The organism is Hoeflea sp., from assembly GCF_984452065.1.
The window spans coordinates 1-13435 of record NZ_CFHWAF010000012.1 but is presented as its reverse complement, the minus strand read 5'-3'; the positions used below and the strand labels follow the sequence as shown (position 1 = coordinate 13435).

The window sequence follows — 13435 nt, the reverse complement described above, 5'->3', positions numbered from 1 at the left end:
GACGCGAAGCGTATGCGCCACATGCAGGTCTACCATGCGGAAAACGGTCTAACCGGTTGGCCGGGCCGCGCATATATATAGCGGCAACACGACACTGGAAAACAGGTTGAAAAGGAACATTGTCATGTCCAAGTCTTTTTTCCGCAGTGCATTCGAGCGCATCGCGGCAGCTCGCGAAATGGAAGCCCGCCGATATGTTGGCGGCGCTCTCTTGTCGCTCGACGACGAGACGCTGAACGCGCTGGGATATACGCGCGAAGAACTGCGGCGGAACGCCAAGGCACCGTTCCCGTTCTGATCGGAGCGTGCTCTTGACATCATGATCCGACACGGCGCCGCAGGGCGCCGTTTTGCTTTTAAGCGCTAACGCGACAGATGCAGGGTGACCCAGCCGTCGCGCAGCAGCGTTTTTCGATGATAGAGCGCCTGCGCCCTGTAGGCCGCCAGCACCTTCATGCGTTGCTCGGCCAGAATCCCCGACAGAACGACATCTCCACCGGAAGAAAGGTTGCGGCTCAATCCGGGAGCCAGCGACATGAGCGGGCGTGCGAGGATATTCGCGACGATCAGGTCGAATGGTCCCGCGCGTGCAAATATGTCGGCATGGAAACCGGCGGCGGTTCTGAAATCAATCCGTCCGCCACAATGGTTCTTGCGGGCGTTTTCCGCGGCAACGGCGATGGCGACTGGATCGATATCCGTTGCGAGGATCGAAGCAGCGGTGATCTTGGCCACAGCGATCGCCAACACGCCGCTGCCGGTTCCAAGGTCCAGCACGCGCCGGTACGGTTTGCGTTTCGCCAGGGCACGGAGCATCTCCAGACAGCCTTCCGTCGTCCCGTGGTGACCCGTGCCGAAGGCGCGGCCTGCATCGATTTCGATGGCCAGCTCACCGGTCCTGAGATTGTGCCTGTCGTGTGACCCGTGAACCACGAAGCCTCCGGCGCGCACCGGTTGCAGGCCCTCCAGCGCGTGGGCGACCCAATCGATGTCCGGAAGTTCCTCGATCTCGACCCTAGAGGCGGAAAAGAGCGGTGCGAGACAGGCCGAAAAGTCCTTTGTCAGTGCATCCTGCTCCTCAGCCGGCGCGTAGAGCGAAACCTCCCAGATATCCGTGTCTTCATCGATTTCCATCGTTGAGACCGGATAGCCCTCGTCCTCGAAGCGATTGCTCAGGAGGTCGAGTGCCCTGGCACACTCGCTTTGTCCGGCGGTGACGAACAGGCGTATTTGTCTCACGTGTCTGCCTTCCCCCGATGTTCCTTGGAGGGCAGCATTAGAGCACTCACGGTTGATTGGGAACCGGCGGCGGCGGAACTGCCTTTTCAGCCCTTGATCAGGTTCTCAAGCTTCCTTATGGCCACGTCCGGATTCTCGCCATAGGAGATGGTCCCCTTGAACCGGCCGCCGTCATTGAGCAGGAAGACCGAGGCCGTGTGGTCCATGACGTAGTCGCCGTCGGGGTCCGAATTGTCCGTCGGGACTCTCTTGAAATAAATGTTGAAACCCTTTGCCATCTGGCGGATTTCCTGCGGATTGCCGGTGATGCCGACGATGCGGTCGGAGACATTGGACACGTACCGGCCCAGAATTTCAGGATCGTCGCGCTCAGGGTCCACGGTCACGAAATAGGCATTGACCAGATTGCCGTCCGGATCGACCTTTTGCAGCCAATCATCCATTTCGAAGAGTGTCGTCGGGCACACATCGGGACAATGGGTGAAACCGAAGAACAACGCTGTGGGTTTTTCCTGGAAGGCCGCCTCTGTTATCGGCGCTCCGGATTGATCCACCAGGTTGAAGGCCACTCCATAAGGTTTTTCTGCCGTCACCGAACCCGATTTGGACCATTCGAAGGCCAGCCACGCGAAGGCGATGCCAAGAACGGCAATCAGGGCGATCAGGACGTTTCTGACAACAGCCATTTGGATCTCCGCGAATGGTCTCGATAAAAATGTGGAATTGCCGCTAATAAACTTATTGCCGGTGTCCTGCCAAGTCACCGGGCCAATTTGACACATGTCAGATTGTGATCACGCCCGTTGCTTCTAAAGACACCAGGAAAGGCCGGCCGATGTATAGGCGAGGAAAATCTCGGCGCTGTGATTGAGCCAGCCGGCAAAGGCCGTGCCCGTCGTCAGCGCGGCGATCAACAATACAAGTCCGGCGACAAGAAGCCGTTTCGCTTTAGCGGTCTTTGTATCCATACCGCTATTATAGGGCTTTTGCGCCGCACATCCAATCGGACCGGCGCGATTTCATTCGCCGTCAGCGGCTCCCTCGCGCCTCGGATCGACGCCGCCCTCAAGACCGTCCGGGCCGATGAGGATGGCATGCAGTCCGGAATTGAGATCGCGAACCGCGACCTCGTATCCGAGGGCCTGCAACGGGCCGGCAAGTTTTTCGGCTTGCGTTCCCTTTTCGACATCGAAGGTCCCGAAACGGTTGACGAGATGGGGCATGTTGATCGCTGACTGAACATCAAGGCCCCAGTCGATATGGGCTATCAGTGTCTTTGCAACAAAGCCGATAATGCGGCTTCCGCCCGGTGACCCGATGGCCATGTAGGGTTTTCCATCCTTCATCACGATCGTCGGCGCCATGGACGAGCGCGGCCGCTTGCCGGGCTCCACCCTGTTCGCGATGGGGTAGCCGTTCCTGTGCGTGCGGAATGAGAAATCGGTCAGCTCGTTGTTGAGCAGAAAACCGTTGGTCATGAGCCGCGAACCGAAACCGTTCTCGATGGTGGATGTCATGGACACGACATTGCCCTCGGCGTCGACAATCGAGAAATGACTTGTCGACGGCAATTCGATGCTCTCATCGTCAGCACGGCGCATCGCATGATCCCAGGCTGGCATGCCGGGTTTCACCTCGTCAGGCTTCAGCGCGGCACCCGGTTCGATCAGGCGGGCGCGTTCATCGAGATAGGCCCGGTCGAGCAGTCCCTGCGTCGGCATCGGCACAAAATCGCTGTCTGCCATGTAACGGCCGCGATCGGCGAAGGCGAGCCGGGATGCATCGCCGATCAGCCGCCAGGTGTCGGCTTTGGCCGGATCCTTTGACGCCATGTCGAACGGCTCAAGCATGCCGAGGATCTGTCCGACCGTCAGTGCGCCGGAGGAGGGCGGTCCCATGCCGCACACATCGTACTCTCGATATGCGATACAGACGGGCGGCCGCTCCTTGATGTCGTAGTCGGCGAGGTCCTCCAGCGACAGGACGCCGGGGTTGTCCGGCTTGCCGGTGCGCACCGTCTCGACGATGTCGCTTGCGATTTCGCCCTGATAGAAAGCATCGGCGCCTGTTTCGGCGATCAGCCTGAGCGTTTCGGCATAGGCGGGATTGGTCAGCAGATGGCCCACCGGATGCGCGTTGCCGTCGGCGTCGAGGAAATGGGCGCGCGTTGCCTCGTGCAGGCCAAGGCGTTCAGTGTCCGCGCTGACCTGTTTGAAAAGGCGTTCGGAGAGTTCGAAACCCTGTTGGGCAAGCTCGATCGCCGGCGTTACCAGTGTCTCCCATTCCAGGCTCCCGTGCAATTTGTGGGTCTCGTGGAGAAGCTTCAACGTGCCGGGCGTGCCGACCGAGCGGCCGCCGACCACGGCGTCGAAGAATCTCAAAGGTTCGCCGTTTTCATCCAGAAACAGCGTCGGCGTTGCCGCTCTCGGCGCCGTTTCCCGGCCGTCATAGGTGGTCAGGCGGGCGTCGCCGCTGTCGTAATAGACGAGGAAGGCGCCGCCGCCGATGCCGGACGATTGCGGTTCGACGAGGCCGAGGACCAGTTGCACCGTCACCATGGCGTCAATGGCGTTGCCGCCCGCGGCCAGAACATCGCGTCCGGCCTTGACCGCATAGGGATTGGCGGCCGCGACCATGAAGCGCCTTGCGCTGACGGTTTCGCGCTCGGAGATGCCGCTGGCGATTTCCGGCGCGACGCTGTCGGCGGCGTCCTGCCCGTGGGCCCATCCGCAAACCAGGATCAGTGAGGCCGCGATCTTCAGCCTGAGCGTTGCTCTTTTCATAACCCGTACTCCATTATTTTGCCGATCTTTAAACCTCAGACTATGGGACGCGCGGTGACCGTCGTCCAGTGCGGGCGGGGCGATCGGTCAGACAATTATCGGCCAGGGCTCGCAAAGCGGCCGGTCCAGTCCCTATATGCGGGCCAGCGAGATCATAAGGAGCTGACGATGCGTTTCTTCAAGCGTGCAATGGTGGCGGGCGGCGCACTGGCTTTCGCCTTTGCCGGTGCGGGCCATGCCGACCAGGTCGGCGAGATCGGGGTTGACTGGCTGGGCAACGATATCGTCATCGAGGCGGTGGAAGATCCGGGCGTTTCCGGCGTTACCTGCCATGTCGCCTATTTCGAGCGCGGCGTCATAGACCGGCTGCAAAAGGGCAACTGGTTTGAAGACCCGTCGAACTCATCGATCGCCTGCCGCCAGACCGGGCCGGTCGTGATCGGCGATATCGAGCTCGACGAGGGCGGCGAGGAAATCTTCAAGCAACGCCGCTCGATTGTCTGGAAGAAGCTGGTGATCAAGCGTGTCTACGACAGGCAGAACGACACGCTGATCTATCTGTCGCACTCGCGGCAGGTCCAGGACGGATCGGCAAAGATGTCGCTCTCCACGGTCCCGCTCTACGGGCAGGATGTCACCTGGACCAATGGCAAGCCGGAGGAAAAATAGCTCCCTGACAGATACCTGACGAGCTCTTTTCGGGTTTTTAACCGGTATAAGCGGCCGCTCCGTGACGCTTTCCTTGCCGCTGCCATGGCGGTTACTGCTTGCCGGCCTTGCGCCCGACGGCGAAGGCATGATCGATGAACGCGGCAAGTTCCGTCTCACGGTCCTCAAGCGTGAGAATGTCACCTGCCGTTGCGACCGCCCCGACAAAACCCTCGGTGTGCCAGTGGCCGGGCGACGGCAATGGCGGCAGTCCGCCGGTATCGGGACGCGGCCAGGGATTGACGTAGAAATAGGGTTCGCCATAGCTCTTGTCGCCGGGCGACATGCCGACGCCGACACCGGGCGCGTCTTCCGATCCGCCCGCATCGAGACTGACATAGGTTGCGATGTCGAAATGGTGCGGCCAGCAATAGACGGGGCTCGGGCCGGGCTTGATCTTCTCGTTTCTTGCCGCAAAGGACAGCAATTGCCGGCTGGCGAGGTCGTACCAGCGTCCGAGCGCCAGAAGTTCGGCTTCGAGCCCTGCCGATTTGAACCGCTTTACCGCGACGACGTTCTTCGGCAGCTTGAAGGGATGTTTGACACCCGATGCCGGTTTGAGGCTGTGCTCATGCAGGCCTTCGTCCAGCCATGCGAGGCAGTCGGCTTCCGTCACGCCGTCGAGATCGAGTATGGCGATCGCCTCGCCCCCGCGGACGAGCCGCATGGAAAACGGCGACAGCGGGATCTGCACAAATATGAGTCCGTCCGGACAATCCATTGCACCGGTCTCGAATGCGCCGCCGGCGGTGTTCCAGCGCAGGGCCGTGTGACTGTAGTCCGGCCTCGGCGGAATGTTGGCGAGGGCCGCCAAAGCCGCGATCTGCACCGCGTTGTGGGCCATGATCCGCCCGTTTGCGATCGTATCGGGTGCTGTTTTATCAAGCAGTTTGCTGGCAGTGGACATGTTGACTTTCCCTTTTTCGGATAGGCGATCAGACAAGTTCGGGATCGGTCATGATCTCGACAAGCGCGGGGCCCTGATAATCCAACGCCGCCGATATGGCGGTTTCAAGGGCATCCGTTTCGGTGACCCTGGCGCCGTGCCCGCCGCACAGCCGGGCAAAGGCCGAGAAGGAGGGATTGGTGAGCTGGGTTTCCCAAACGGGCCATTGGCCGGCCTGCTGCTCCTTGGAAATCTTTCCGAGCTGGCCGTTGTTGAGCAGGATATGGGTGATATCCATGCCGTATTTGACCGCGGTGGTGAATTCCATCGCATATTGCCCGAAGCCGCCGTCACCGGAGACGGACATCACCTTGCGGCCCTTGAAGGTTTCCAGATCCTGGGTCGCGGCCCAGGCGCCCATGGCCGCGGGAAAGCCGAAGCCGATGGAGCCGAGATATCCGGACATCAGAACCCGCTGGCCGCAGGTCTCGAAATAGCGGCCGAACGAATAGGTGTTGTTGCCGACATCGACCGCGATGATCGCATCCGGCGGGCAGAGCCGGGTGAGGGCATCAAAAACGGCAAAGGAATGGATGCCGCGGCCTTTCTCTTCAGCAAGACGCGATCGTTTTTCCTTGTGCCACATGTCCCAGCGCCCGGCAAGTTCGGCAATCTGATCCTCGGCGTCGGGATTGGGCGTGGCGGACTGCATCATGGTCTTGCAGAAAGCGCCGATATCGCTCCAGACGGGCAGCGTCACGCGGTGAAACTTTCCGAGCTGCATGCGCTCGAAGTCGACCTGGATGATCCGTTTCGACGGTTCGATGCCGGTGTGTTGCGAAAACGAGGTGCCGAGCGTAATCACGAGGTCCGATGTGGCCACGTACCAGCTCGCGATGGGAGTGCCCGAACGTCCGAGGACACCGGCGGCGTTGGGATGGGTGTCGGCGATCAGCCCTTTCGCCTTGAACGTGGTGAGCACCGGCGCGCCCAGCTTTTCCGCAAAGGCAATGACGTCGTCGCGCGCCTCGACGGCGCCGTGTCCGATGATGACGATCGGTCGCCTTGCCGCAGAAATCATGGCGCCGGCCTCGGCCACATCGGCTTCGGATGGCCTGATGGCCGTCTCGCCCACACGTCCCTTCGGACCGCGCGCTTTTGCCTTGCTTGGCTGTGTCTGGATGTCGTCGGGAAAAATCAGATGGGCGACATCGCGCTCGACAACGGCGTTCTTGCAGGCCAGCGACATCAGCTCGGTGTGTTTGGAGGTGGACAGCACCGGCTGGGAGAACCGCGAGACGGCGTCAAAGGCGGATTTCAGATCGATGTCCTGGAAGGCGCCGGGGCCGAAGACCTGGGTCTGGACCTGCCCGGTGAGCGCCAGCACCGGCGCCCGGTCGACCTTCGCGTCCCACATGCCGGTCAACAGGTTGGTGGCGCCGGGACCGGCGATGGTGATGCACGCGGCGGGCACACCGGTGAGCTTGCCATAGGCGGACGCCGCAAAAGCGGCAGCGCCCTCGTGACGGATGCCGTAATAGCTGAGTTTGCCGTCCTGCGCCGCAAGGCGGATCGAATCGGCCAGGCCGAGATTGGAGTGGCCGACCATGCCGAAGACCGACCTGACGCCCCAGTTGATCATCGTTTCCGTCATAGCGTCGGTGACGGTGCGCTCGCGCTCCGGCTCGGGTTCGAGGCCGATGAAGACCTCTTCGCCGCGTATATCCACATCGTAGAGCTGCTGGCCGGTATCCTTGTGACCTCCGGGAGGCGCGCCTGTCAGCGGATCGAAATCCCATCCGTGCCAGGGGCAGCGGATCCAGCATTTGTCGTCGACGCCCTTTTCGATGGAGCCTTCGCCGAGCAGTCCGCCCTGGTGCGGACAGTGATTGTCCATGGCGGCCCATTGGCTCTCAAAATGCGACAGGCAGATCGACACGTTGCGCGCCGTCACGGTTTTGACACGGCCCTCCGGCAGGTCGTCGACATGTCCGACACGGATCCATTCCAGCTGTTTCTGGTTCATTTGATTGCTTCCTTCATTTTCCCCGCCTTGCTGACGTTATTGGCGCGGGGGCTCTGTGGGTTGCGTTTTCAGTGGCTTGGCGGAGGCCTCAACCGGCTCCATCTCCGCACATTCGTCCATCGCCCGGACCCTGGCCGCGTACCAGCGGGCGCCGGGCGCGGCGCTCAATCCGTGCAAAAGCGCGCTGATCCAGACCGCGTTGACTGCCAGAAGCAGGACGGGCTCGGCAATCTCCGGATCGATCTTCGAGACCACCAGCAGTGCAAACAGCGCCGTCGCCAGCCCGCGCGGGCCGAACCAGCCGAAGAACAGGCGGGTGATCGCGGATGCATCGGTGCCTGTCAGCGAGAGCCAGATCGCCAGCGGGCGGACGACAAAGAGGCTGAGGAGGATGATGGCCAGCACGGAGGCGTCGAGATGGCGGACGGCTTCGGGAACGAGCGCCAGTCCAAGCAGGAAGAAGGCGCCCCAGGTCAGCAATTGCCCCTCGCTCTCGGTGAACTCGTAGACGAACCTGCAGCGGCCCTTGACGACATTGCCGAAACACAGTCCGGCGACGAAGGCGGCGATAAATCCGTTGCCGTCGATCAGTGTGGCGGCAAGATAGGTGCCGCCGGCAAGGGCAATGGCGCCGACACCTTCGAACGTGTCGGATGTGGTCATGTGTTTCTTGGCCGACAACAGCACCTTGCCGCCGACGAACCCCGCAACAATGCCGACCAGCGGCCCGAGCAGGATCTGCTTGGCGCCGAACAGCAGCCAGCCTGTGTTGGACCGGTCCATCGCTTCGGCTGCAAGGCTGGCAAAAAGCAGGACCGCCGGCAGTGCCAGCCCGTCGTTCAGCCCGCTTTCGACCGTCAGGGCGCGGCGCGGCCGTTCCGGCACATTCGGATTGGAGATGACCGCCTGGCCGAGAGCGGCGTCCGTGGGTGCCAGGATGGCGGCGACCAATGCAACGGCGAATATCGGCCAGCCCGGCAGAAACGGATAGGCAAGCAGGGTGCCGAAGACCAGCGACAACGGCAGGCCGATCACCAGCATGCGGACCGGCCAGACATGGCGCTTTCTCAGGGTCGCCAGATCGATCTGAGCCGCGTCCAGAAACAAAAGGACGATCAACGCGATCTCGGCGACGATGTGCAAGGTGCCTTCGGCGCCTTCCGGGGACATCAGGCCGGTCTCGGCGATCAGCACACCAAAGCCGATAAACAGCATCGGCGCGGTCAGAACCGTGTTCGACAAGCGCTTTGCCAGCATTGAAAACGCCACGGTGAACATGGCCAGAAGCAACAAGCCCATCATATCTCAATCACGTTCCTTGTCTCGGGCGCAAGGGCGCCATCTCCTGCATTCAGAGCATCGCATCGGCCCTGCGACTTCTTGTCAGATGCAGGGTGCGTCAATAAGGTTACAGCGACTCGCCGGATTTTCGAATTTTTTGGGGTTTGGGCCGAACAGGATGGGTGGGTGGACGCAGACGGCAAAACGTCGGCCTTAGAGCTCGATGACGAGCGCGCTGTCGCGGCCCTGTCGGCCGGCGATGCGGTGTTGACCGAACGGTTTGTGCGTCAGCACATGGGCTGGATGCTCGCCGTCGCGAACCGCATCGTTCGTGATGCCCATCATGCGGAAGATGCCGTCCAGAACGCTTTTGCCAAGGTCTTCGACAATATCGGCGGTTTCAATCGGCAATCGGCGCTGAAGACCTGGATACACCGTATCGTGGTCAATGAAAGCCTGATGATCATGCGCAAGGCCGGGCGCATGGAGAATATGCCGATCGACGATCTGCTTCCGGTCTTCGACAAAAACGGATGCCGCATCGAAGATCCGTGGGTGACGATGGAAACGCCGGAATCGCTTGTCCTGCGTGCCGATGCCAGAACTCACGTAAACGAAAAGATTGGCCTCCTGCCGGACAATTACCGTATCGTTCTCATCCTGCGCGACATCGAAGAACTGGCCACGCAGGACGTGGCCGGATTGCTCGACCTCAGCGAGGCGAACGTCAAGGTGCGACTGCACAGGGCCCGGGCCGCCCTCAAGCGGTTGCTCGAGCCATTGATAAGGGGGCATGCCGAATGACCCAAAGCCAGCCAAAGCTCATGCGCCGTATCCACGGCATGATGTTCAAGCTTCCCCTGATGATCACCTGCGAGGCCTTCGAGGACTTCATCCTGGCCTACCTTGAGGGCGAGTTGACCCGGCGGCAGAAATTCGTTTTCGAGATGCATCTGAAACTGTGCCGCGAATGCCGGGAGTATCTCGCCGCCTACCGGGCGTCGATGGAGCTTGCCAGGCAGGGCGGCGTCTCGAATTCCGGCGATTTGCCGCAGGAGGTGCCGGAGGATCTGGTGGCCGCGGTCATGGCCGCGCGGGACAACTGACCTCATCTCTGGTCGACCGGATAGGGGCCTTCCTCGAATGTCTCGGAGTGATAACCCTTGATGCCAACCGTTTGCGCCATCGGGCCGAGAACCGGTTCGCCGGCGTTGAGGCGCTCAAAAAGATGCTGATGATCGTAGCGCGGCTGCCAGCCGAGATCGGCCCGTGCCCTGTCGTTCACATAGACGCGGTCGATATCGGCAAACATGCGCCAGCCGCGCCGCTCGTACTGGGCCGCGAGGTCCGGCAGCCTGCGGGTGAAGAGGCCATGCGGATCTGTCCTGAGTTCGGCGAGATCGTCTTTGCGGAACGGCGTGGTGGTGCTGACGATATATGTGCGAAAACCCGGCCGCGAGCCCGTTTCAAGCGCCAGCAGATGCGCTTCGGCGGCATCTTCGATATCGACGCGGCGAAACAGGAACTCGTTGGCCTTTGCGTTTTCGTCCTCAAACCCGTCGCAAATGTCTGAACGATCGTCTGCTTCGGGAAAAAAGCGTGAGGTTCTGAGGACCGTTACGGGCAGATCGTATTTTGTCGAGAACAGCCGGCACAGGTTCTCCGCCGCCAGTTTGGTGATGCCGTATATGTTCTTGGGAACGGGCGCGACATCTTCGGTGATCCAGGCCGCCGGTTCACCGGGCGCGGGCGACATGGCCATGCCGAAGACGCTGGTGGTGCTGGTGAAGACAAAATCGCCCACCCCTTGCGCGGCCGCTTCCTCAAGCAGGTTCAGCGTTCCCGTCACATTCGTGTCGACAAAATCCTGCCGGCCATGCGTCGCCACATGCGGCTTGTGCAGCGTTGCGGCGTGAATGACGGCGTCAACGCCCTTCATTGCCGATTCGACGAAGGATCTGTCGGCGATCGAGCCCACCAGCGCGGTGAAGGGCGACGGTTTGATATCAAGACCCGTCACGCCGTATCCGCGCGTCTGCAGGGTGCGCACAAGCGCTTCGCCAAGATGTCCGGCGCTGCCGGTCACAAGTATCGTCATGGCCCCTTCGGCGCGATCACATCTTGATGCGGTATTTCGCGAAGCCTTCGGCGCCTTCGCCCGCATCCTCGATCGTCACGTCGCGGACATCGTTCATGAAGGCCCTGGCCTTCGGTCCGGTCTCGAAGATGGCCGTCGCGCCTTCGACCGGGCTGAACGACCAGTTGCTGTCCGCGGACGGGTTGATGGTGCCCTGATCGACAATGTAACGGACAATGACGTCGCGATTGGTGTCGGGACCCACGAAGATCACCACATCATCGTCGATGCCCGGGAAATTGCCGCCGCCGCCGGCCCGGTAATTGTTTGTCGCAACGATGAATTTCTGACCAGGGTCAATGGGTTCGCCGTTATATTTCAAGTCGACGATACGGTTGGCGTTTGCGTCGAGCAATTCGCCCTTCGGGTCGTATTTCGACGGCTGCGTCAGATCGATGCGGTAGGTGACGCCGTCGATGACATCGAAATTGTAGGACGGGAACTCATTGTTGATGAGCGCCTGATCCTCCTTGCCGGGTTCGATCCGGTTGAAGATGCCGGCGGAGCGCTCCAGCCAGTCCTTGACCTGCGCGCCGGTGATCGCCACGGCGCGCACGGTGTTGGGATAGAGATAAAGGTCGGAGATGTTCTTGATGGCGACATCGCCCGGCGCAACGTCGGTATAATAGTCCGGACCGCCGCGGCCGCCGGCCTTGAACGGGGCCGCCGCCGAAAGGATCGGCAGGCCTTCCCATTCGGTGCCCTTCATCATCTGGTCGATATACCAGGTCTGGGCCTGGCTCACGATCTGCACGGACGGATCGTCTGCGACGAGGGCGAAATAGGAATGCAGCGGCGCCGATGTCTTGCCGACCGCCCGGCGGATATAGGCAAGGGTCTCGTCATGCTCCTTCTTGACGGAGTCCAGAACGTCCTGCTGGTCCTCGACCACCGGGATGACCTTGCGGCCGTCGCGTTCGTAGATGGACGGGGCGGAGGTGGTGAAACCGGCGATCTTCCACGCATTGCCGTCGCGTTCCAGCATCAGATCGATGATGCCGAGGTGCGAGCCCCAGAAGCCGCCCATGGCGGCGGGCTTGCCGAACAGCGTTCCCTTTTCGGCGTCGATGCCCGGCATACCGGCATATTTCGGACCCGGGAACACCAGGTGATGGTGGCCGGTGAAGACGGCGTCGATGCCATCGATACCGGCAAGGTGAAGCGAGGCGTTTTCCATGCCGTCGCTGCGGTCGTTGGCGTCGATGCCGGAGTGCGACAGGGCGATCACGATGTCGGCGCCGGCTTCCTTCATCTCAGGCACCCAGGCCTTTGCGGTGTCGACGATGTCGCGGGTGTCGGCCTTGCCCTCCAGATGCCGGCGGTCCCAGTTCATGATTTGCGGCGGCACAAAGCCGATGAGGCCGATGCGGATCGGGTGTTCCTCGCCGTTGCCGTCCTTGATTGTCCGGTCGATGATGACATAGGGCTTGAGGAAGAGCGTATCGTCGCGCGGGTTTGCGGCCAGCGTGCCCTTGGCGACGTTTGCCGAGACGACCGGGAAATCGGCGCCGTTCAGCGTCTTCATCAGGAAATCGAGCCCGTAATTGAACTCGTGATTGCCGAGGGTCGAGGCGTCGAAATTCAATGTGTTCATGGCCTGGATGATCGGATGCATGTCGCCATCCTTCATGCCGCGCTCATAGGCGATGTAGTCGCCCATCGGGTTGCCCTGCAGGAAGTCGCCATTGTCCACCAGCAGCGAGTTGGTCGCTTCGTCGCGGAACCTGCGGATCAGCGTTGCGGTGCGCGACAGGCCGACCGCATCGGACGGGCGGTCGCCGTAATAATCGTAAGGGAAGACGTGGACGTGCAGGTCCGTCGTCTCCATCAGGCGCAAATGCGCCTGGTTGCCGGAGGCAAAGGCCGAAAACGGATGAAGAAGCGCAAGCGAGCCGGCGGCTGCGGTCCCTGCCAGGAATTGGCGGCGGCTTGGATTTTCCAGTGTCTTGATTGTCATGTGACGCTCCCTGTGACGGCCAGTGTCCATCCCTTCGGGAATGTTCGACCGGACCGGCCTTGTCTTTATTGATCGTTAAGAGGATCCTAGAGCATCGGGCGATGATATTAAACCATTTGATGATCCAAATCAGGTCGCTCGGCCAGGCGAATGGCGCAGCGCGATGCCGGGCATCGGGCAAGTCGTTCGAAAATGGGGCAATGGCGCTATGGGGGCGTAAGAGCTACGACAATATCCGCGCCATAGCGGCATCGGCAACATGATTTGGCCCACACGATCTCCGCTAAAACCGGACTGGGTCCAGTGTGTCGTTCGAGACAGCGGAAGAAGTCGCTTTGGATAGAATCCGGAATCAAGACGTCACAGATTCACGCCAACGATAGAGACACGATATGGAAAACGCGTCGATGAATGTACT

13 protein-coding genes are annotated in these 13435 nt (G+C 61.1%); 4 read left to right on the top strand and 9 right to left on the bottom strand.

Annotated elements, in window-relative coordinates:
* Positions 1–124: 124 nt before the first annotated feature.
* A complete protein-coding gene (locus tag AC5E6N_RS04180) occupies positions 125–298 on the top strand; it encodes a hypothetical protein (protein WP_491691182.1) in 174 nt (57 codons plus the stop codon).
* Between the two features lie 65 nt (positions 299–363).
* On the opposite strand, the gene AC5E6N_RS04175 is transcribed toward AC5E6N_RS04180, so the two are convergent.
* From AC5E6N_RS04175 to ggt, 4 genes are all read right to left on the bottom strand, one after another.
* Entirely contained in the window at positions 364–1239 is an 876-nt protein-coding gene (locus AC5E6N_RS04175; RefSeq protein ID WP_491746635.1) for a 50S ribosomal protein L11 methyltransferase, read from the bottom strand.
* Positions 1240–1325: 86 nt separating this feature from the next.
* A complete protein-coding gene (locus AC5E6N_RS04170; RefSeq protein WP_491746634.1) occupies positions 1326–1925 on the bottom strand; it encodes an SCO family protein in 600 nt (199 codons plus the stop codon).
* Positions 1926–2048: 123 nt separating this feature from the next.
* Positions 2049–2207, bottom strand: a complete 159-nt coding sequence (locus tag AC5E6N_RS04165) for a hypothetical protein (RefSeq protein ID WP_491746633.1) — start codon at positions 2205–2207, stop codon at positions 2049–2051.
* Positions 2208–2258: 51 nt separating this feature from the next.
* Positions 2259–4022, bottom strand: a complete 1764-nt coding sequence (ggt, locus tag AC5E6N_RS04160; protein WP_491746632.1) for a gamma-glutamyltransferase — start codon at positions 4020–4022, stop codon at positions 2259–2261.
* A 168-nt stretch (positions 4023–4190) separates the two neighbouring features.
* Between ggt and AC5E6N_RS04155 the strand changes: the two genes are divergently transcribed.
* Complete coding sequence (locus AC5E6N_RS04155) at positions 4191–4691, top strand: CreA family protein (RefSeq protein WP_491746631.1); 501 nt, start codon at positions 4191–4193, stop codon at positions 4689–4691.
* Between the two features lie 91 nt (positions 4692–4782).
* Here AC5E6N_RS04155 and AC5E6N_RS04150 read toward each other — a convergent pair whose 3' ends face one another.
* Genes AC5E6N_RS04150 through AC5E6N_RS04140 form a run of 3 tightly spaced genes read right to left on the bottom strand, consistent with a single transcriptional unit; the run spans position 4783 to position 8944 of the window.
* The gene (locus AC5E6N_RS04150) at positions 4783–5637 is read right to left on the bottom strand and encodes a hypothetical protein (RefSeq protein ID WP_491746630.1); all 855 of its coding nucleotides are present in this window, start codon (positions 5635–5637) and stop codon (positions 4783–4785) included.
* A gap of 28 nt (positions 5638–5665) precedes the next feature.
* Entirely contained in the window at positions 5666–7642 is a 1977-nt protein-coding gene (locus tag AC5E6N_RS04145; RefSeq protein WP_491746629.1) for a thiamine pyrophosphate-dependent enzyme, read from the bottom strand.
* 36 nt (positions 7643–7678) lie between these two features.
* Entirely contained in the window at positions 7679–8944 is a 1266-nt protein-coding gene (locus AC5E6N_RS04140; protein WP_491746628.1) for a cation:proton antiporter, read from the bottom strand.
* 165 nt (positions 8945–9109) lie between these two features.
* On the opposite strand from AC5E6N_RS04140, the gene AC5E6N_RS04135 reads away from it, so the two are divergent.
* Together AC5E6N_RS04135 and AC5E6N_RS04130 are read left to right on the top strand one after the other, a co-directional pair.
* Positions 9110–9727 (top strand): sigma-70 family RNA polymerase sigma factor, encoded by a 618-nt coding sequence (locus tag AC5E6N_RS04135; protein ID WP_491746627.1) that lies wholly within the window; start codon positions 9110–9112, stop codon positions 9725–9727.
* Entirely contained in the window at positions 9724–10029 is a 306-nt protein-coding gene (locus AC5E6N_RS04130; protein WP_491746626.1) for an anti-sigma factor family protein, read from the top strand. The genes AC5E6N_RS04135 and AC5E6N_RS04130 overlap by 4 nt, the downstream gene beginning before the upstream one ends.
* A 2-nt stretch (positions 10030–10031) precedes the next feature.
* On the opposite strand, the gene AC5E6N_RS04125 is transcribed toward AC5E6N_RS04130, so the two are convergent.
* Positions 10032–11021 carry an NAD-dependent epimerase/dehydratase family protein gene (locus tag AC5E6N_RS04125; protein ID WP_491746625.1) on the bottom strand — a complete coding sequence of 330 codons (990 nt, stop codon included), beginning with the start codon at positions 11019–11021 and terminating at the stop codon, positions 10032–10034.
* A gap of 16 nt (positions 11022–11037) precedes the next feature.
* Positions 11038–13017 (bottom strand): bifunctional 2',3'-cyclic-nucleotide 2'-phosphodiesterase/3'-nucleotidase, encoded by a 1980-nt coding sequence (locus AC5E6N_RS04120; protein ID WP_491746624.1) that lies wholly within the window; start codon positions 13015–13017, stop codon positions 11038–11040.
* Between the last annotated feature and the right edge of the window lie 418 nt (positions 13018–13435).